The sequence below is a fragment of the Carboxylicivirga caseinilyticus genome (assembly GCF_050589785.1).
In the GTDB taxonomy this organism is placed as follows: domain Bacteria; phylum Bacteroidota; class Bacteroidia; order Bacteroidales; family Marinilabiliaceae; genus Carboxylicivirga; species Carboxylicivirga caseinilyticus.
Genome location: NZ_JBNGOX010000017.1, coordinates 36,900 through 57,738 on the forward strand (window position 1 = coordinate 36,900; position 20,839 = coordinate 57,738).

Genomic DNA, 20,839 nt, shown 5'->3' on the forward strand with positions numbered 1-20,839 from the left:
AATACCAATAAAAATAAAAAAGCTGTTTACCTAAATTAGAATATAGGTAAACAGCTTTTTTATATATCCTTGTTAATTAAGGATTATTTAATCGAATCATTCAGTACAGGCATGGATCGATACCAACTGACCACCATTTGTGTCTTCTGTTCAACTTTCTCAGGATAATTATCAGCAAGATTTGTGGATTCAGATGGATCATTTACAATATTGTATAATTCTGGTCTGCTTCCATCATAATCGCATAAAAGTTTCCAATCACCATCGCGCATAGCTAAATCAGGAAGGTTTTCAAAGTTGTAATAGTTCTTCCGGTCTGGTGGGCGACTGTAAAAGATCGGAGCTTGTCGTGATTGATTACTTTTTCCAAGAATGGTTTGAATCATACTTTCTCCATCGTAGTTTTGCTTAGTATTGGCTACATCAGCAAACTCAAGTATCGATGGTGTTATATCAATGGCTGAAAAGCACGATGATTGATTGCGAGTACCCTCAGCTTCCTTTGCAATAAAGGATGGTCCCCAGGCAATTAAAGAAGAGCGAATGCCTCCTTCGTATAAGTGAGTTTTATACCCTTTTAGATTACCAGCCTGTCCGGCCCCCAGTTCTGGTCCATTATCAGAACACAATAAAATAAGTGTGTTGTTTTTTAATTCATCGTTACTTTGGATGTAATCAAATAGTTGTCCGAATTGTTTGTCCATTGCTTCAAGAACTGCCAGATATAACCCTCTTTTTCCGGCTTCTTTTGCTACTCCGTATTCTTCATAGGGTGGCCAGTAGGGGCTGTGTACATCGTCAGGCCAGATATTGACATAAAATGGTTTATCGTTTTTAAAAGCATCATCCATAAAAGCGATAGCTGAATTGATAAATCCACCCGTAATCTCCGATCTTTGCATCCATGTAAAAGGCTTACCTAATCTCTCGGCATCTTGCCATATTCGACCAACGTTGCCTGTCTCATCTTTTGTTAAGGGCAATAATTTGGCGCCCATGCCTTCGAAATTGGTGAGCGATTGATCAAAACCGTACTGATCAATGTTTGGGGCATTGTCAACATCGCGTTGTCCTCCCATGTGCCATTTACCAAAATGTCCGGTTGTATATCCAGCGGTTTTTAGACTGCGTGCCAGCATAGGTGCTGACGGATCGAGCCAATTGGCAAGGCCACGTTGTTGGTTATAATTGCTTTCAGCCAAATAAGAAGTGATGTTCCATCGTTGTGGATATGTGCCGGTTGATATGGCAACACGTGAAGGAGAACAAATGGGAGAATTAACATAAAACTGATCAAAACAAATGCCTTTCGATGCAAGTTTGTCAATATTTGGGGTTTGAGCATCCGAATTGCCAAAGCAAGATAAATCAGCCCAACCCATATCATCAATAAAAATTAAAATGATGTTGGGTGATTTTTGCTTTTTATCAGTGCATCCATATAAAATGGTGATTGAAATGATCAATAAAAGTAGCTTTCTCATTAGGGATAGGTATTTATTAATTGATGATTAGTTTATGAGTACTTCTTTTAGTTTGATCCTCAGCCACAATAAAATAAATACCTTGGCTTAAGTAGGATAGGTCAATTTTTTGACTCTCATTAATATGCACCTGTTTCACAGCTTGTCCGTTAATATCATAAATGGTAATGTTTAAAGGATTGCCGGTTTCCACCATAACGAAGTTATCTGTAGGGTTAGGATATATTTTAATCAAATCATCAGTGTTTGGTAATTCAGATTCATTAACTCCAGTGCTGATTGGATTCTCAGTGAGCTTGATCCAGTTGATATTAAAACCTCCTGTGCTGGTAATAAAGGTGAATGTTTGAAGCCCTTCTTGCAGATTTACATTTGCTGTAACAGAGTTCCAGTTTTGCAGCCCTCCGGTTGAGTTAATCGTAAAATCATTATAGAGTTGCGAACCACTTTCATTCATCATCTTTAATACACGATCGTTCTGATCACTTACTACTCGCACTTCAACCTGATATTCACCAGATTTGGGAATGAAAACTTCATATCTCGTGTATTTGTACGAATTAAGAGTAATGTTTAATCCTCCTTCACTGCAGGTTTCTTTTACTGCGCCATTTGATAATGAGTAGTTTTCGGCTTCTATAAAAAGATCATTGCCAATATTTAAACCGCCATTAACCGATGTTGTAATATCAAAGAAGGTAGCATCGCTAAGGTTAGTATTTGGGTCTTCATTGTAGAGTAACGAATTTCTTTGAATAATGTATCTTCCCGGGAAGTTGAATGATTCAAAACTGATTCCTTCATCATCAGAAAGACCGGTGCGAAGATACCAGCTAGCATCATTTTTAAATAATGTTGAGTTATCATTGGCATCCATCCATACCTCACCGTTTCGATGACGAAGATAATGACCCGGGAAATTAGCTGCTTCGATTGAAACAGCATTTTCATCAGCCAATCCCTGAACAATCTTGAACTGGCAATCAGGAAGGATAGAGATCTCAGCATCAATGCGTCCTCTCGAACTCATATGACGAACAAAATATCCCGGGTTCCTAGCCGATTCTAGTTTTACAAACCTACCATTGGCTGGTACTGCAATTGGAACACCGTTACCAACCGGAATGCCAAAATTAGGTGTGCCATCGTAATTCCATGTAAAACGTTGGATACGAGGTTCGCGACCTTCCCAGCCTGCATTGGGAGCACTCATGCCATGATAACAAATCCAGTCTTCCTTCCCATCAGGAGAGATAGTTAATGAAGCATGCCCTACACCATAAACTCCATTGGCATCGGATTTTTGAAATACAGGTTCGGGTGATTTAACCCAGGAGGATGCATTCATAACATTACCATCGCTGCATGTAAACATACCCAGACAATACCATTGTGTCCAGCTGGCACTAGCCGAATAAATAAGAAATATTTTTCCGTTTCGCTGAATTATCTGAGGACCTTCGTTACAGTTTTGATCACGCTTCTCCCAGTCATACCAATCGTCAATATTTGGCCATGAAATTTGAGTCCATTCACTTGCCAATGAAGTGGGACTATTCATTGGAGCAATGGAAATATTTGTTAAGGAGGTTCCTTCGTGGCGCATCCAAATCATATATAAACCACCATCAGGATGTTTTAAAATAGTTGCATCAATTCCACCGGCAAGATTGGCTTTATAGGTAAATGTGCCTTGTGGATTATCACCTTCCAAAACAATAACCCTCATCTGGTCAGTCCCGGGAACAATACCGGTTGTGTAAATGTACCATTTGCCATTAATATGATGTAGCTCGGGTGCCCAGCAAGGTCCGTTCATGGCAGGTTCTTCCCATGATCTCCAGGCTGTAACAGGCTGTGCAGCTGTAATTCCTTCAAGAGTAGCTGATTTTCTGATTTCTACATGATCACCGGTTGTATAAGTGTAGTAATAAAAACCTTCGTAATAGGTTACATATGGATCTGCCTGACTATTCGGCGAAAGAGGATTGGTAAAAACACCTTGTGCCAATACTGCAAAACTGATCACTATGAATGTAAATAGTAAGTATAATTTCTTCATCTATTAAATTGTAAAATTGAGATTAACAGGTTGTTTTTATTACAATTTGAAGGTGTTATTTACTCATTCAAATTCATTACTAAGAATTAAGAGGTATCTATTAAAATCTAAGGGTGGGATAATGATTGATTTCTAATATTTATTTACAATGAATCGGTTTTTTCTGAACTTTTAGAATGAGTAAAAATCCCCTTAAAGTTTTATTAAAGATGAAAACACATTGTAAAATCAGCTATTTAAACAATTTGTCAATAATGGTAAAAAGATCAATCGCACTTTTATTACTGATTATTAATATATCCGTATTCGGAGTAAAGGCACAGGATTATGCTCCTGTAGATTTTGTTAACACATTAATGGGTACCGATTCGGAGTTTAAATTATCGGCTGGAAATACTTACCCTGCAATTGCATTGCCTTGGGGAATGAATTTCTGGACTCCACAGACTTCGCGAATAGGAGATGGTTGGGTTTATAACTATGATGCCTATAAGATAAGAGGATTTAAACAAACCCATCAACCCAGCCCCTGGATTAATGATTATGGACAGTTTTCACTTTTTCCGTTAACAGGAGATCTGAAGATAAAGGGTGATGACAGAGAGAGTTGGTTTTCGCATAAAGCCGAAACAGCTAAACCTCATTATTATAAGGTTTATCTAGCCGATTATGATGTAACAACTGAGATAACACCCACTGAGCGTGCAGCAATGTTTCGTTTTACATTTCCTGAGAATGATCAGTCTTATGTATTGATTGATGCTTTTGATCACGGATCATATATAAAACTTATTCCTGAAGAGAAAAAGATTATTGGTTATACCACACGCAATAGTGGTGGAGTGCCCGAGAATTTCAAGAACTATTTCGTAGTAGAGTTCGACAAAGCATTTGAAACAAGTGATGTTTGGAGTAAAGATCAGCTAGTTCCGGATGTGAAGGAATTAAAAGATTATCATGTAGGTGCTGCTATCCGCTTCAAAACAGCAAAAGGTGAACAGGTTCATGCCAAAGTTGCTTCTTCGTTTATCAGTTTTGAACAAGCGGAGTTAAACCTGAATGAATTGGGCAATAATAGTTTTGATGAGCTGAAAACAGCAGGCGAAAAAGTCTGGAATGAGGAATTGTCACGTATCAAGGTAGATGGTGGTAGTGAGCAGCAAGTGAGAACCTTTTATTCATGTTTATATAGAGTTTTGTTATTCCCTCGTAAGTTTTACGAGTTTGATAAAGACGGCAAGGTAGTACATTACAGCCCTTATAATGGTGAAGTATTGCCTGGTTATATGTTTACCGATAATGGATTCTGGGATACTTTCCGGGCCGTCTTTCCATTTTTTAATCTGATGTATCCTTCTCTCAATGAAAAAATTCAGGAGGGATTGGCTAATACATACAAAGAAAGCGGATGGTTGCCGGAGTGGGCCAGTCCCGGACATCGCGATTGTATGATTGGTTCCAACTCAGCTACTATTGTTGCTGATGCCTGGTTAAAGGGCGGTAGAGGTTATGATATTGATGCCTTATGGGATGCTGTTGTGAAAAATACACAGAGTGTTGGGCCTTTGCATTCCGTTGGTCGTTTTGGAGCAGAATATTACAATAAATTGGGGTATGTTCCTTATAATGTTGGAGTAAACGAAAATGTTGCCCGTACACTTGAATATGCTTTTGCCGATTACTGTATTTATCAGCTGGGTAAATCATTGGGTAAGCCCGAAAGTGAGATTGAGATATATGCCAAACGCAGTATGAACTATAAAAATGTGTTTGACAAAGAAAGCAAACTGATGCGAGGCCGTAACGAAGATGGAACCTTTCAGTCTCCTTTTAGTCCTTTTAAATGGGGTGATGCCTTTACCGAAGGAAATAGCTGGCATTATACCTGGTCTGTTTTTCATGACGTTCAGGGCTTGATCGATCTGATGGGTGGAAAAGATGACTTTGTAAACATGTTGGATTCAGTTTTTGTTGTTCCGCCGGTTTTTGATGATTCATACTATGGAGGTGTTATTCATGAGATAAGAGAAATGCAGATTATGAACATGGGTAACTATGCGCATGGTAATCAGCCTATTCAGCATATGATTTATCTATACAATTTTGCCGGACAACCATGGAAAACACAATATTGGGTTCGTCAGGTGATGGATCGCTTGTATAATCCAAATGCAGATGGATATTGTGGTGATGAAGATAACGGTCAGACCTCGGCATGGTATGTTTTCAGCTCAATGGGATTTTATCCTGTAACACCGGCTGTTGATGAATATGTTTTGGGTGCTCCATTATTTAAAAATATTACCGTAACACTTGAGAATGGTAAGACTATCGAAATAAAAGCTCCTGAAAACGGAAAAGATAATGTGTACATCAATAAGATGATGATGAATGGTAAGGCGTACGATAAAAACTATTTGAAGTACGAAGATTTGATGAATGGAGCAGCGATTGAATTCGAAATGACTAAAGATCCGAATCAAAAAAGAGGATCCAAGAAATCAGCATTCCCTTATTCATTTTCAAATAAGTAAGTATTAGAAAATTCTAAGATTACATGAATGTTAAGTTGTTCATAGCAGTTGTTTTATTTTTTGTTTGGGAGTGTGATTCTTTTGCCAAACAGAAACCGGATTTGGTGCAATATGTTAATACTTTGCAAGGTACCAATTCGAGTTTTGAATTGACCAGAGGAAATACATATCCAACAACTGCTATGCCTTTTGCAATGCATACCTGGACTCCACAAACGGGTGTTAATGGAGATGGATGGAAATACCAGTTTTTTAAGGATTCTATTCGGGGATTTCAGCAGGCTCATCAATGTAGTTCGTGGACCAATGATTATGCTGTATTTTCATTGATGCCTGAAACAGGATCATTGGAATTGAATCAGTATGGTCGGGCAGCAGCTTTTTCGCATGATAATGAAATAGCTAAGCCACATTATTACAAAGTAAAGCTTGATAATGAGATAATCACCGAGATGGCTCCGGTTGAACGTGGAGCTCATCTGCGTTTCACTTTTCCTGCCGGTCAATCATCCTTTCTTACATTAGATGGATATACAGGTAAAAGCATGGTTAAGATTTTGCCTGAGAAGCAAATGATTCTTGGCTTTGTTCATAATGGACGAGGACTTCAGAAGAATTTCAAAAACTACTTCATCATTCAATTTGATAAACCATTTAAGATTTATGGTATCTGGGAAAATCAGACTAATCAGAATTGGAAAGGAGTAAAAGAGATGGAAGGTAAAGGTGTGGGTGCATGGATTCAGTTCGAAGATGGAGCATGCGTTCAGGCAAAAGTTGCTTCATCGTATATCTGTTTTGATCAGGCACAGCTTAATTTAAAAAATGAATTAGGCAGTTTTAAATCATTAGATCAAACAAAGGAAGCAGCCTGGGATATTTGGAATGATCATTTGAATCGAATAGTTGTTGAAGGCGACTCAGAAGAGGATAAAGCAACTTTTTATTCCTGTTTTTTCAGGGCCAGCTTGTTTTCGCGCAAGTTTTATGAGTTGGATCAAAATGGTGAACCATATTATTTCAGTCCATACGATGGAAACATTCACAAAGGATATTTTTTTACCGATACGGGGTTCTGGGATACTTTCAGAGCACAGTTTCCTTTAAACGCCCTTCTTTATCCTGAGATGCATGGAAGATATGTTGCAGCTCTGTTGGATGCATACGATCAATGTGGCTGGCTGCCTTCCTGGTCATTTCCTGGTGAGGCCGGAAGCATGATTGGTAATCATGCCATATCCCTATTGGCAGATGCCTGGGCAAAAGGTATTCGTACGTTTGATCCGCAAAAAGCCCTGGAAGCCTATTATCACGAATCAACAAATAAAGGTCCATGGGGGCCTGCAAATGGTCGGGATGGTTGGAAAGAGTACTATGTGTTAGGCTATGTTCCTTATCCAAAATATGGTGAAGCTACCGCAAAAACCTTGGAATATGCATACGATGATTTTTGTGGATATCAGCTAGCTGAAGCTGTTGATAATACTTTCTACAGCGAAGTATTTGGCAAGCAAATGTATAATTATAAAAACCTATTTGATCAATCTGTGGGTTTTATGAGAGGTAAAAATGCCAGAGGAGAATGGAAATCAGATTTTGATCCATATGAATGGGGTGGTCCTTATACCGAAGGTAATGCCTGGCATTATTTGTGGTCGGTTTTTCATGATCCAAAAGGTTTGATTGATTTACTGGGTGGTGATGCTTCTTTTGTTGCTAAAATGGATTCTGTCTTTGAGGTTCCCAATAAAGTCAATGTAGGAACTTACGGTTATAAAATACATGAAATGACCGAGATGGAAATGGCCGAAATGGGACAGTATGCCCACGGAAATCAGCCAATTCAGCATATGATTTATATGTACAATTATGCCGGTGCTCCCTGGAAGGCACAACAAAGAGTCAGAGAAGTAATGCGCAGGTTATATAATTCAACTGAAAATGGCTATCCTGGAGATGAAGATCAGGGGCAAACATCGTCGTGGTATGTATTAAGTGCATTGGGATTTTACAGTGTATGTCCGGGGACAGATCAATATGTTATGGGTAGTCCGGTTTTTAAGAAAACTACCATAACGCTTGAAAATGGAAATCAATTCGTTATAGAAGCCAAAGATAACAGTGCTGATAATGTTTTTATTCAGTCAGCTCAACTCAATGGCCAAAATTATACCAGGAATTATTTAAGTTATCAGGATATCATTAAAGGGGGTAAGATGATTTTTGAGATGGGGGATAAACCCAATCGGGAAAGAGGTATTGAATTAATAGACAGACCATTTAGTGTGTCTGAAAAGCAATAAAAAAATAATAATGGATTTTAAAAAGATTTATATTCTGGGATTTGTTTTGTTAGCATTTGTTGTAAGTGCTTCGGCGCAAAAAGTGAAAACAGCAGGTAATCCTGTCTTTAAAGGTTGGTATGCCGATCCGGAAGGAATAATATTTGATAATGAGTACTGGATTTTCCCTACCTACTCAGCTCCCTATCATGAGCAGATTTTTATGGATGCATTTTCATCAAAAGACCTAGTTAAGTGGAAGAAGCATAAAAGTATAATAGATACAACTGAGGTTAAATGGGCCAAATATGCCATGTGGGCTCCTGCAATCATTAAAAAAGATGATAAATACTTTCTGTTTTTTGCTGCCAATGATATACAAAACAACGAGCAGCCCGGAGGTATCGGAATTGGAATAGCAGATAAGCCTGAAGGACCATACAAAGACTACCTGGGTAAACCTCTGTTGGATAAAATTCATAACGGAGCGCAGCCCATTGATCAGTTTATTTTTCATGATAAAGATGGTCAGTATTACATGATTTATGGTGGTTGGGGACACTGTAATATTGTTAAGATGAAAGATGATTTTACCGGATTTATACCTTATGAAGATGGAACCATCTTTAAAGAAATTACACCTGAGGGATATGTCGAAGGTCCATTTATGTTTATCCGCAATGGCAAATACTATTTTATGTGGTCCGAAGGTGGTTGGGGTGGTCCTCATTATCAGGTGGCCTATGCAATTGCCAATTCACCATTTGGACCATTTAAACGCATTGGCGTTGTTTTAAAGCAAGATCCTACAGTGGCTACAGGTGCAGGTCATCATTCATTAATTCAAATCCCGGGAGAAGACAATTGGTACATAGTTTATCATCGAAGACCACTGGGCGAAACAGATGCCAATCACCGTGTAACCTGTGTTGATAAACTAACATTTGATGACAATGGATACATACAACCTGTAAAAATCACTTTTGAAGGAGTGAAAAGGAAAGAATTATAATTATTAATTAATCAATAACTAAAGAATCTTTTATGAAATTTATAATCTATTTAATGCTGGTGTTGTTGCCATTCAGTGTAGTGGCGCAAACACCCTGGCAAATGAAGCAGGCTCCGCTGATGACTTCTTTTTCGAATGACATCGATCCTGCAAATGTGTTGCCTGAATATCCAAGACCTCAGATGGTCAGAGAGCAATGGCAGAATCTGAATGGTATTTGGCAATATCAACCGGCTTACTCAATTAGTGAATCAACTCCTGCTGGAAACCTTGCACATGAAGTATTGGTTCCTTTTGCTATTGAATCTGCTATTTCGGGTATCATGGAGTATCATGAATATTTATGGTACAAGAAAAGTTTTACTGTTCCAACAGATTGGAATGGGCAAAGAATAAAATTGCATTTTGGAGCAGTTGATTATCTGTGTAAAGTTATTGTCAACGGTACTACTGTTGGAACACATCAAGGTGGATATGATTCATTTGCGTTTGATATTACAGATGCTTTAACAGCATCAGGTGATCAGGAATTAGCCGTTTTGGTTTATGATCCTACAGACAGCAAAGGTTTTCCAAGAGGTAAACAAACATTGTATCCGGGTGGTATCATGTATACATCGGTAACTGGAATCTGGCAAACTGTTTGGTTAGAGCCTGTACCTGATACAAATATTCAAACCATAAAAATGGTTCCTGATATCGATCAAAGTGTATTAAATCTAACAGTGAACACTGAAGGTGTTGCAACTGGTGTTACAGTTACTGCCGTAGTAAAAGATGGTGAAACAACTGTTTCAACTCAAACAGCAAATGCTAATGAATCATTTAATATTTCAGTGCCGAATGCTAAATTGTGGTCTCCAACGGATCCTTTCTTATATGATATTGATATTACCATCGAAAAAGATGGCGCTGTTCTTGATCAGATAGGCAGTTATTTTGGTATGCGAAAAATTGCTATGGTTGAAGAGGAAGGTATTCAAAAATTGTATCTGAATAATGCTTTCCTGTTTCACTTAGGACCATTGGATCAAGGATTCTGGCCTGATGGATTATACACAGCACCTACCGATGAAGCGCTTAAATCAGATATTGAGAAAATAAAGGCTTATGGTTTCAATATGGTTCGTAAGCATATAAAAGTTGAACCACAACGTTGGTATTATTGGGCTGATAAGTTGGGTGTTATGGTATGGCAGGATATGCCTTCGATGAATTCTTACACGTCGAATCCTCAACCGAGAGAAGATGCTGCATTCGAAACTGAGTTGATTCAAATGGTAGAAGAGCATTGGAACAGCCCAAGTATTGTTATGTGGGTTGTATTTAACGAATACCAGGGACAACATGATGTGACTAACTTAGTGAATATGGTAATGCAAATGGATCCAACTCGCATGGTTAACCAGGGAAGTGGTGGTCCATTCGAAAATGCAGGACACATTCTAGATTATCATGCTTATCCTCCTCCAACAGCGCCTGAATCCTCTACACAAGTTCGTGCATGTGGTGAGTTTGGGGGTATTGGTTACAATATCGATGGCCATCTTTGGGATCCATCTCGACTTATGGAATATATTACTGTTGATAACGAAGAAGAATATCTTTCAACTTATGAGGAGTATATGGATCAGCTTACAGTATATAAGACCAATAATGGGTTGAGCGCTGGTGTTTATACTGAGATTACGGATGTTGAAATTGAGCTGAATGGGTTAATGACTTATGACCGTTTGGATAAAGCAGAAATGAGTAGAATATTTGCTGCTAACCAAAAGGTAATCAACAATAATATTTACATCTATGAGTTAGTGCCATCTTCAGAAAAATCACCACAGGTATGGAAATACAGAACTGATCAACCTGCTACAACCTGGTATCAAACAACCTACACCGATAGTCATTGGTCAACTGGTAATGGTGGTTTTGGAACTTATGGAACTCCAGGAGCTGTTATTGGAACAGAGTGGAATACAAATAACATCTGGATGCGTCGTCAGTTTGAATTAGGTGATTTATCATCTGTTAATATGGATGATGTGTATTTGTATATTCATCATGATGAAGCTTGTGAAGTATATATTAATGGAGTTTTAGCAACTTCTTTAACAGGATATACAACCAAATATATTACGGTACCGATATCTGCTGAAGCGAAAGCTGCGTTGATTGAAAACGGAACTAATTTAATTGCTGTACATTGTAATCAAACTGCCGGTGGCCAATTTATGGATGTTGGATTATCATTACGCAGTCTGGATTATCAATATCCAACAGCTATTAATAATCATAAAATTTTAAATGATTTAAATCTTTATCCCAACCCTGTTGAGGATACGATGACCATATCTAAAGAACTTTCAAGTGATGCATATGCAAGTATCATAAATTTGAAAGGTGAGGAAATGCAACAAATAAAAGGTCAGATTGATCATGTTGATGTTTCAGGTTTGAAAACGGGTTTGTATGTTCTAAAAGTGAATGATGGTGGGATAGTGCAGAATATAAAGTTTTATAAAAAATGATCGATTCGTTTTATAAAAAAGAAGTTGTCGTTTGCTTCTTTTTTATAAGTATCATTTTTTGAAATGGGGGTGCTGAAATGGTTGTAGATCCATTTAGCACCCTTTTTTTATTTTCTATGCTTAATGAGTAAAAACACTTTTCTTTTTGTATTAAAAGCAGTTAAATATCTAAATCCAATTCAATGAAATTTTTATTCTCCAAACTACTTTTTCTATTGGTAGCTTCTTTAAATGTAATTCATGTCAATTCTCAGAACAATAATTACATCACCAATCAATCACCTTTGATTGATGTTCCTTTTTATGCCTTGCCTTTGGGCTCTATAAAAGCTGATGGATGGCTATTGAAACAATTGGAACTTCAAAAAGACGGATTGACAGGTTATTCTGAGACATTGTATAGAAGTGCTGATGACCTGGGAGCAGGTTGTGATTGGTTAGGTGGTACCGGAAATAGTTGGGAGAGAGCTCCATATTATGTAAAAGGATTAATAGCTCTGGCTTATACTTTAAACGACGAAACACTAAAAAATCGCACTCAAAAGTGGATTGATTGGTCATTAAATAGTCAGGATGAGAATGGATTTTTTGGTCCGCCAAATAATACGGAATGGTGGCCTCGTATGCCAATGCTCTATGCAATCCGCGATTATTATGATGCTACTCAGGATGCAAGAGTTTTGCCATTCTTTACCAAGTATTTTCAATATGAGTTAAACCATCTGGATGAGGTTCCACTGATTTATTGGGGAAAAGCACGTGCCGGTGACAATATGGAGATTGTTTTATGGCTTTACAATCGCACGGGTGACCAGTTTCTATTGGAATTAGCTGATAAGTTGGAAGCTCAGGCCTACGACTGGACAAATATTTTGAAGGCAAATTATTTCAATGGTTTTGTTGGTGATTTCTATCCAAAACATAATGTGAATGTTCCTCAGGGAATTAAAATGCCGGCTATTTATTACCAGAAATCGCAAAGTGATAATGATAAAATAGCATTTACAGAAGGAACTGAACATTTAATGCATGATCATGGACAACCTGAAGGTATGCAGTCGGGTAATGAAATGCTGGCAGGTAAATCATCATTAACCGGGTTGGAAATGTGTAGTATTGTTGAGCAGATGCAAAGCTGTGAGACAGTACAAATGATAACTGGTGATGTTAGTGTTGGTGACCAGTTGGAAAAGGTTGCATTTAATGCTTTACCAGGTGGGGTTAGCAAAGATTTTAAAGGTTTACAGTATTATACACAGGCAAACCAGGTAAAGAGTGCTGATGGTCATCATGGCTTTGGACAACAATATAATAATGGTTTGATGCCAGGTCCGTATTCAGGTTATGGCTGTTGTCGTTTTAATTTACATATGGGTTGGCCTTATTATGTAAAAACTATGTGGGCAGCGACCAACGATAATGGATTGGCTGCCTTGGCTTACGGACCTAGTGAAGTAACGGCTATGGTTGCTGATCATGTTGAGGTGACAATCAAAGAAACTACAAATTATCCTTTTGCTGAATCTTTGGTGTTTGAATTAACAAGTTCAGAGAATGTTGCTTTCCCATTGAAGTTAAGGATTCCTGAGTGGTGTTCAAATCCTCAGATAACGGTTAATGGTCTAGCTCAGACAAATGTAGTTTCTGGTGAATTTTATACCATCGACAGAACCTGGAGTAATAATGATGTGGTTGAGTTAAGTTTACCAATGGAAATTGTCATTAATGATGAAGTTAATCAGTCGGTAAGTGTTCAACGCGGTCCAATAGTTTACTCATTAAAGATTGATGAAAACTGGTCGGTTAAGAATGATTTTGGAAATGGTTTTAAAGAATATGAAGTGTTGCCACAAACAGCCTGGAATTATGCCTTAATCCTGGATAAGAATAACCCCGAAAATTCGATTACGGTTAACCAACACACAATGCCGGAAAACCCATTTTTGCAATCGACAACTCCAATTACCTTAACCGTAAATGCCAAAAAAACGGATAAGTGGAAATATACAATTAACGGCTTAATGGCAAGTGATCCTCCTTTTGGATCTGTTTCATCTGATTATGCAACTGAACAGGTTGAATTGGTTCCGTTTGGCGCAGAGAATATTAGAGTAACCTGTTTTCCTGTAATTGGTGAAAGTCAGTTGTTGACAGAAACATTTGAAGATGATTTTAATGATGGTAATTACGAAGGATGGGTTGAATACAGTGGTAGTTTTATGACAAGAAATAATGAGTTGATTTCGACCAATACCGTTGGTACACCTGGATCGAAAGCTATTCAGTCAGCCACTTCTTTTGCCGATTTTACATTGGATGTAAGAATGCAGGTTGGGAATACCGGCGATGCAGGAATCATCTTCAGAGCCAGTGATCTTTCATTTAATCCGGACGATTATAATGGTTATTATTTTGGCTTGAGCGCCGAAAGAAATGAATTGATATTAGGGAAGGCCAATGGAGGTTGGCAGGCTTTAAAAATTATATCTAATACAATTAATAACGATACATGGTATAATATCAGGGTGATTGCCGAAGGAAATAATCTAAAGATATTTGTTAATGATATGACCTCTCCAAAAATAGAATTTAATGATGCATCATTTACTTCGGGTAGTATTGGAGTCAGAACCTATTCTGCTTTGGCAAAATGGGACGATATTAAAGTGATAAGCTCATCGGCTACAGAATTAAAAAACGTCTCATCAGATCATAAAATTAAAATTTATCCTAATCCAACAAATGATTCCATTCACATTAATTTTAGTGAATCAGATTTAGGAAAATGTCAGATCAAATTATATTCTGAGGCTGGTAAATTAATGCAATCAGGTAAACGAAATCAGGAAGAAACCGAATTTGTTTTTGATCGCAAAAGAATGAAGGCAGGAACATACATTATAAAAATTGAATCAGATAAGGACGTTGTAAATTCTCAGGTGGTAGTAATTTAGTTTAGTTTGGTAGAGTAACCTTGCAACTGGCGAAGGGTAAATAATTTGTTATCACAGCAAAAAAAGGAATCTTCTGAAAGATACTCCTAAAAGGATTCGCTTAAACGGAGAATAAAAGCCTGAACAAATAGATCATCAGACTAATATTACTCTTTAATATTAGTCTGATGTATACTTTAGATTATATTTAATTAAACACCTATTAAATGAAAAAATCCTTATCCCTAAATCTGTTTCTTTGCTTATGGTCTTGTTTATCTGTTTATTCTCAAGATAAAAAGCCTAATATCGTTATCATCATAGCCGATGATTGTACGCATAACGAGTTAGCGCTTTATGGGGGTAAAAATGTTAATACACCAGCCATTGATAAACTTGCATCAGAAGGTTTAACGTTTAACAAAGCATACGTAACCATGTCGATGTGTACACCCAGTCGTTCTGAGTTGTACACAGGTCTGTATCCAACACAAAGTGGGGTTTGCTGGAATCATGCTCAGGCTCGGGAAGGAACTCAAAGCATTGTTCAATATTTAGGTGAACTTGGTTATAGAACAGGTATTGCAGGTAAATTGCATATTAATCCGATGAAAAGTGTTTTTCCATTTGAATTAGTTGAAGGAGTAGAGCGAAATTGTGTGAGTAATACTGCTAAATACGATTCAAAAGGAATGCATGATTTTGTTACCCGCGATGACAGCCAACCATTTTGTTTAGTTACAGCGTTAACATGTCCACATGTTCCCTGGACGGTTGGTGATCCATCACATTTTAATACGGATAGTTTGATTTTGCCTCCGTACTTTGTTGATACAAAGGAAACACGTATTGCCTATTCAAAGTTCCTGGCCGAAATTGAAGTTTTGGATCAACAGGTGGGTCAAACCATTGACATGCTTAAAAAAGCGAATGTATATGATAATACAATAATCATTTTTACTTCGGAGCAAGGGGCGCAATTTCCTTATTGTAAATGGACCAATTACGATAATGGAGTTCATACTGCATTTGTAGTTAAGTGGAATGGGGTTACTAAACAGGGTAGCAGAACAGATGCATTGATTCAATATAATGATGTTTTGCCTACTTTATTGGATGCATTGGGTAATAAACAATCTGGGTTTGATGGTACAAGCTTTTTACCTGTTTTAAAAGGTGAAACTGATCATCATCGTGATTACGCTTATTTTATGCATAACAATTATCCCGAAGGACCATCATATCCGATTCGTTCCATTACCAATGGAGAATTTCATTATGTCCATAATCTGAATCATGAAAATATTTATGTAGAAAAGCATTTAATGGGACATCCGGTACATTCAGGTTATTGGTCGTCGTGGATGTTAAATATTACGCGCAGCGAAGAAGATTTTAATCGTGTTTCTAACTATATGCTCCGACCTGAAGAGGAATTATATTATACTTCGCAAGATAAATATGAAAGAATCAATTTGGCAGGGCAAAAAGATTACACATCTATCCAAAAGAAGTTGGCCAAAGAATTAAGTAAATGGATGGACGAACAAAGTGATCCGGGCTCTGAACTTGATTCGGAAAAGGAGTTTGAGGCACAAAAAGAAGGACGTCATTTTCAGTTGAAACAGCCTGAAGGTATTAAGTAGTAAATTATGAATAACTAAAATTCATGAATATGAGATATCCCGTTACAGTCATAAAAATTCTTTTTCTTACAGTTATTGCTATCCTAAGTGCTTGTGCAGAGAAACAAAAACAGCAAAGGCCAAATGTTATTCTTATCATGGCCGATGATATGGGGTATTCCGATATTGGATGTTACGGGGGAGATGTTCAAACACCCAATATTGATAAGTTAGCTAATGAAGGGGTAAGGTTTACTCAGTTTTATAATGGCGCCCGTTGCTGCCCTACACGTGCATCCTTAATGACTGGTTGTTATCCCCATCAAACCGGAATTGGTCATATGACTAATACTCCTGAAAATTTCAAACAGCACGATTTGGACGTTGATGAATACCGTGGATTTTTAAATCATAATTGTGTTACCATTGCTGAGGTTCTTAAACAGTCGGGGTATTCAACCCTGATGACAGGAAAATGGCATTTGGGCATTTCAGATTCGACTAAATGGCCATTACAGCGAGGTTTTGATAAGTTTTATGGATGTATCGTTGGAGCTACCAATTTTTTCAAGCCACAATATCCCAGAGGTATAGTGTATATGAATGATACCATCTCAATAAATGATGAAAATTACTACACTACTGATGCCTTTACCGATAATGCTATTCAGTTTATTGATGAATCGGAGAAAGAATCAGGCAAGCCATTTTTCTTATATCTGGCTTATACAGCTCCTCATTGGCCCTTAAATGCTCCCAAAGAAATTGTTGAAAAATATAAAGGTCACTACAAAGAAGGTTGGTCGAAATTGAGATCTGAGAGATATGATCGAATGAAGCAACTGGGTATAATAGATGATAATTGGTTATTATCCGGTGATGATGGTATTGACTGGGATTCGCTTTCGGAGGATAAGAAAAATGAAATGGATCTTCGAAGAGCCATTTATTCTGCCATGATTGATCAGATGGATTATAATATTGGGAAACTGACAGACTATCTCAAACAAAATAACTTGCTGGATAACACATTAATCATTTTTCTGAGCGATAATGGAGGCTGCGAAATAGGAGGTATGTTAGGAGGAGGTCCTGCATCTCAATTGGGAACAAAAGAGGGTTATTTCCTCACTTACGGTAAGGCCTGGGCCAATCTATCAAATACTCCTTTTAAAGAATATAAGCACTGGGTACACGAAGGAGGAATTAGTACTCCATTAATCGTTCATTGGCCGCAACAGACTACTGCAAATGTAAAGGGAAAGTTGGTTTCTCAATATGGGTTTTTACCAGATATAATGGCTACCATTCTGGATGCAACCGGTGCAACTTATCCCAAAGATTATAATGGAAAAAGTATACCCCCTCATTCTGGCAAGAGCTTTTTGCCGGTTGTTAAGGGTAATGAAAAGGAAATCCATACAGAACCTATTTTTTGGGAGCATGAAGGGAATAAAGCAGTACGATTAGGGAACTATAAGTTGGTTTCAAAATGGAAAAATAATGAAACAGCCCAGTGGGAACTTTATGATATGGTTAACGACAGAACAGAGATGCATAACCTGGTAGAATCAATGCCTGATAAAGTTATTGAAATGGAAAAGATGTACTTAAAATGGGCATCTGACAAAAAGGTTTTGCCATGGAACGAAGTTTTACAGAAATATAAATCGAAGAACTAAACCAATTTTATATACTTATGAAGTTTATTTTATTTATCACATTCCTTACATCGCTGGCTAAAGCCGGATTGTTAATTGGACTAGGCATTCTGCTTAAAAATCATTTTGAAACGGTACTGTCAACTCTTATTCGAAAACCTATTCCTGAAGATTTAATAGAGAGGTATAGCTATGAAAAGATGAAAGAAGTTATAAGATGGATTGGAATCTTTGTCATGATTCTGGGAATTGGAATGGCCGTTATCGGTTTATCTACCCTGATTATGGGATTTCAAATGCCAATGAATAATTTCAATTTTAATTTTTAAGAAAGAATTTTGAATTGTTGCTGTTCGTGTTTTTGATCAGCAACAATTCAATTTTATAAAGTATTTTACTTTTCTATAGGTCTCTGGGTATAAGTAACCAGTTTTAATCCCATATCAAAATATTGCCCGCCTGTTGTTTGCTTGCAATGAACTGCAATTACATTTTTACCGGGTTTAATTGCATTCAAGGCTTCGTCACTGATCTTAATTGTTTTGTAATTCGATACGTAGCCTTGTTCTGATGCTGCCAAAACACCATTAATGTATATCTCACAGTCTTCGTCGTAATAAACAACCATGGTTAGTTTATCTAACTCTTCGGTTGAAAGTTCACGAATATCAATGGTTTTTCTTAACCAGATATCAGTTGTATTCCAGTTGGTTTGTTCATTTGAATTAGGAGGATTTCCATTACCAAAACCACTTAAACCAATCTGCCATTCTGAATCATTAAAAGATTGTATTTGCCAATCAGATTCTGGTTCTTTATTGGTGTATTTCCACTCACAGGGTTTTGAAATAGCATCGCTTAAAAAATACTCAGTTTTTTCAACATCCTGATAAATAAGTTTCTCATTTAAAGCTTTTATTTTATCAATATCAACTTTAGGTATTCGATCATAAGTAAGTAGTCCGTTAACCTCTTGTTCCACGTCTGTTAACTGCGTAAAAACGGCTCCACTCATATGGTTTTGTGTTTTGTATTGTAGAAGCATATGAACATACTCATCATAGATCTCTTCCAATTCATCTTGGGAGTTCACTTTCAGCATTCCAACACCTTCACCCGGCTTCCATTCATGCCCCTGCACTTCCAGTGCTATGGCACCGAATTCACCACAAACACCCGCCATACCATAGTTTGGTTCAATAATTTTTGGGGGAGGATAAGAGTGATAATCCAGAATGTCACCTACATAATCATGATGATGATTATCGCTGGCTGCATTTATCAATCGGGTAGGGTCCAGTTTGCGGGTTAATTCAACCATTCTTGTGGTTGGATTAATTCCGTCGGCTGTTTTCTGTCCCTGAAGTTCGTTATAAATGATCCAACTGGTTATGGATGGTACATTATACAAGCCCTCAACCATTCTGATGTATTCTTTCTGGAATTGAAGGGTATCAATCTTTGGTTTATGATGGATATATGAATTAACAGAAGGCATATCCTGCCATACCATTAAGCCCATTTTATCAGCATAATAATACCATCTCATTGGTTCTACTTTCAAATGTTTGCGAACCATGTTATAACCCAGCTTTCTTTGTATTTCTACATCGTAACGAAGAGCTTCATCGGTAGGTGCCGTATACAATCCATCTGGCCAGTAACCCTGATCTAAAAGACCATAGTTATAAACAATTTTATCATTAAGATATACTTTGGTTTTTCCATCCTGTTGTTTAATACCCACCTTACGCATTGCAAAATAGCTATCTACTTTATCCAAAACTTTATCTTTTCTTTTAATCGCAATTTCCAGATCATACAGAAATGGAGTTTCAGGTGACCATAATTTAGTATTTGGAACAGGTAGAATAATATCTGTCCCCGGCATCGATTCTACGGAAGAAACTACTTTACCTTTATCCAGTACTTTTGCCTCTATGGTTATATTATCTAAATTTTCATTGTAAGGTAGTACTTGAAGAGTCAGTTTTTCCTCATCGACATTGGGTGTCATTTTTATTTTTTCAATACCGTTTTTGTCCACAGCTTCCATCCAAACTGTTTGCCATATACCAGTAATTGGTGTATACATGATTAATAATCCATGAGGTGGATTCTCTTGTTTTCCTCTTGGAATACCCTGTTTTTCTGTTGGATCAAAAACACGTACTATCAGTTCCTGTTTGTCTCCCTTTTTGAGGAACGAAGTTATATCCACATCAAAGGCATCGTAACCGCCACGATGTAGCTTAACACTCTCACCATTAATGAAAATTTCAGATTCCCAGTCAATAGCACCAAAATGAAGAATGATTCTTTTTCCTTTCCAATTTTTTGGCACTGAAAATTCTCTACGGTACCACAGTCTGTCATAGTGTTCTTTTATTCCAGAGATAGCTGATTCTACAGGAAAAGGAACCAGAATTTTTTCCGACAGTGTTTTTCCAACTGGTGTTGTATCATCGGCTTTTCCCGGTTCAAATTCCCACAAACCATTAAGGTTCACCCAGTCGTTTCTTACTAATTGAGGACGAGGATATTCAGGCAGAGGATGGTTGATATCGATATCTTTCATCCATTGCGTTGGTAATTCTGCTTCTTTCATTGTCCAAATCTGGCTGAATGATTGAAAGTTAAGACTTCCAAGAACAATGAAAAGTAATGTTGATAATGATTTTAATTTCATGAAAAAAAGAGTGTATAAGATTAAAAGAACAC

General features: G+C 37.3%; 11 protein-coding genes. 8 read left to right on the top strand and 3 right to left on the bottom strand.

The window, feature by feature from the left end; all coding sequences use genetic code 11:
• Positions 1-83 precede the first annotated feature (83 nt).
• Both ACRD62_RS10550 and ACRD62_RS10555 read right to left on the bottom strand, forming a co-directional pair.
• Positions 84-1,484 (bottom strand): sulfatase family protein, encoded by a 1,401-nt coding sequence (locus ACRD62_RS10550; RefSeq protein ID WP_430820076.1) that lies wholly within the window; start codon positions 1,482-1,484, stop codon positions 84-86.
• A gap of 16 nt (positions 1,485-1,500) precedes the next feature.
• Entirely contained in the window at positions 1,501-3,546 is a 2,046-nt protein-coding gene (locus ACRD62_RS10555) for a family 43 glycosylhydrolase (RefSeq protein WP_430820077.1), read from the bottom strand.
• A 254-nt stretch (positions 3,547-3,800) separates the two neighbouring features.
• Between ACRD62_RS10555 and ACRD62_RS10560 the strand changes: the two genes are divergently transcribed.
• The 8 genes from ACRD62_RS10560 to ACRD62_RS10595 all read left to right on the top strand — a co-directional run bounded on the left by ACRD62_RS10560 (position 3,801) and on the right by ACRD62_RS10595 (position 18,447).
• Positions 3,801-6,080 (top strand): GH92 family glycosyl hydrolase, encoded by a 2,280-nt coding sequence (locus tag ACRD62_RS10560; RefSeq protein ID WP_430820078.1) that lies wholly within the window; start codon positions 3,801-3,803, stop codon positions 6,078-6,080.
• A gap of 23 nt (positions 6,081-6,103) precedes the next feature.
• Positions 6,104-8,383 (top strand): GH92 family glycosyl hydrolase, encoded by a 2,280-nt coding sequence (locus ACRD62_RS10565; RefSeq protein ID WP_430820079.1) that lies wholly within the window; start codon positions 6,104-6,106, stop codon positions 8,381-8,383.
• Positions 8,384-8,393: 10 nt separating this feature from the next.
• Complete coding sequence (locus ACRD62_RS10570) at positions 8,394-9,374, top strand: glycoside hydrolase family 43 protein (protein ID WP_430820080.1); 981 nt, start codon at positions 8,394-8,396, stop codon at positions 9,372-9,374.
• 32 nt (positions 9,375-9,406) lie between these two features.
• Positions 9,407-11,899: a sugar-binding domain-containing protein gene (locus tag ACRD62_RS10575; RefSeq protein WP_430820081.1), complete on the top strand. Its 2,493-nt coding sequence runs from the start codon at positions 9,407-9,409 to the stop codon at positions 11,897-11,899.
• 182 nt (positions 11,900-12,081) lie between these two features.
• A complete protein-coding gene (locus ACRD62_RS10580; protein WP_430820082.1) occupies positions 12,082-14,853 on the top strand; it encodes a beta-L-arabinofuranosidase domain-containing protein in 2,772 nt (923 codons plus the stop codon).
• A gap of 206 nt (positions 14,854-15,059) precedes the next feature.
• Positions 15,060-16,478: a sulfatase family protein gene (locus tag ACRD62_RS10585; RefSeq protein ID WP_430820083.1), complete on the top strand. Its 1,419-nt coding sequence runs from the start codon at positions 15,060-15,062 to the stop codon at positions 16,476-16,478.
• Positions 16,479-16,507: 29 nt separating this feature from the next.
• Entirely contained in the window at positions 16,508-18,139 is a 1,632-nt protein-coding gene (locus ACRD62_RS10590) for an arylsulfatase (protein WP_430820084.1), read from the top strand.
• A 17-nt stretch (positions 18,140-18,156) separates the two neighbouring features.
• Complete coding sequence (locus ACRD62_RS10595; protein ID WP_430820085.1) at positions 18,157-18,447, top strand: hypothetical protein; 291 nt, start codon at positions 18,157-18,159, stop codon at positions 18,445-18,447.
• A gap of 65 nt (positions 18,448-18,512) precedes the next feature.
• Here ACRD62_RS10595 and ACRD62_RS10600 read toward each other — a convergent pair whose 3' ends face one another.
• Positions 18,513-20,807: a glycoside hydrolase family 2 protein gene (locus tag ACRD62_RS10600; protein WP_430820086.1), complete on the bottom strand. Its 2,295-nt coding sequence runs from the start codon at positions 20,805-20,807 to the stop codon at positions 18,513-18,515.
• Positions 20,808-20,839: the final 32 nt, after the last annotated feature.

What these genes read in the sequence shown, in the direction of transcription:
- ACRD62_RS10555 (WP_430820077.1), bottom strand. Translation starts at nt 3,546, where the DNA reads ATGAAGAAATTATACTTACTATTTACATTCATAGTGATCAGTTTTGCA.
- ACRD62_RS10550 (WP_430820076.1), bottom strand. Translation starts at nt 1,484, where the DNA reads ATGAGAAAGCTACTTTTATTGATCATTTCAATCACCATTTTATATGGA.
- ACRD62_RS10590 (WP_430820084.1), top strand. Translation starts at nt 16,508, where the DNA reads ATGAGATATCCCGTTACAGTCATAAAAATTCTTTTTCTTACAGTTATT.
- ACRD62_RS10570 (WP_430820080.1), top strand. Translation starts at nt 8,394, where the DNA reads ATGGATTTTAAAAAGATTTATATTCTGGGATTTGTTTTGTTAGCATTT.
- ACRD62_RS10595 (WP_430820085.1), top strand. Translation starts at nt 18,157, where the DNA reads ATGAAGTTTATTTTATTTATCACATTCCTTACATCGCTGGCTAAAGCC.
- ACRD62_RS10575 (WP_430820081.1), top strand. Translation starts at nt 9,407, where the DNA reads ATGAAATTTATAATCTATTTAATGCTGGTGTTGTTGCCATTCAGTGTA.
- ACRD62_RS10585 (WP_430820083.1), top strand. Translation starts at nt 15,060, where the DNA reads ATGAAAAAATCCTTATCCCTAAATCTGTTTCTTTGCTTATGGTCTTGT.
- ACRD62_RS10565 (WP_430820079.1), top strand. Translation starts at nt 6,104, where the DNA reads ATGAATGTTAAGTTGTTCATAGCAGTTGTTTTATTTTTTGTTTGGGAG.
- ACRD62_RS10560 (WP_430820078.1), top strand. Translation starts at nt 3,801, where the DNA reads ATGGTAAAAAGATCAATCGCACTTTTATTACTGATTATTAATATATCC.
- ACRD62_RS10600 (WP_430820086.1), bottom strand. Translation starts at nt 20,807, where the DNA reads ATGAAATTAAAATCATTATCAACATTACTTTTCATTGTTCTTGGAAGT.
- ACRD62_RS10580 (WP_430820082.1), top strand. Translation starts at nt 12,082, where the DNA reads ATGAAATTTTTATTCTCCAAACTACTTTTTCTATTGGTAGCTTCTTTA.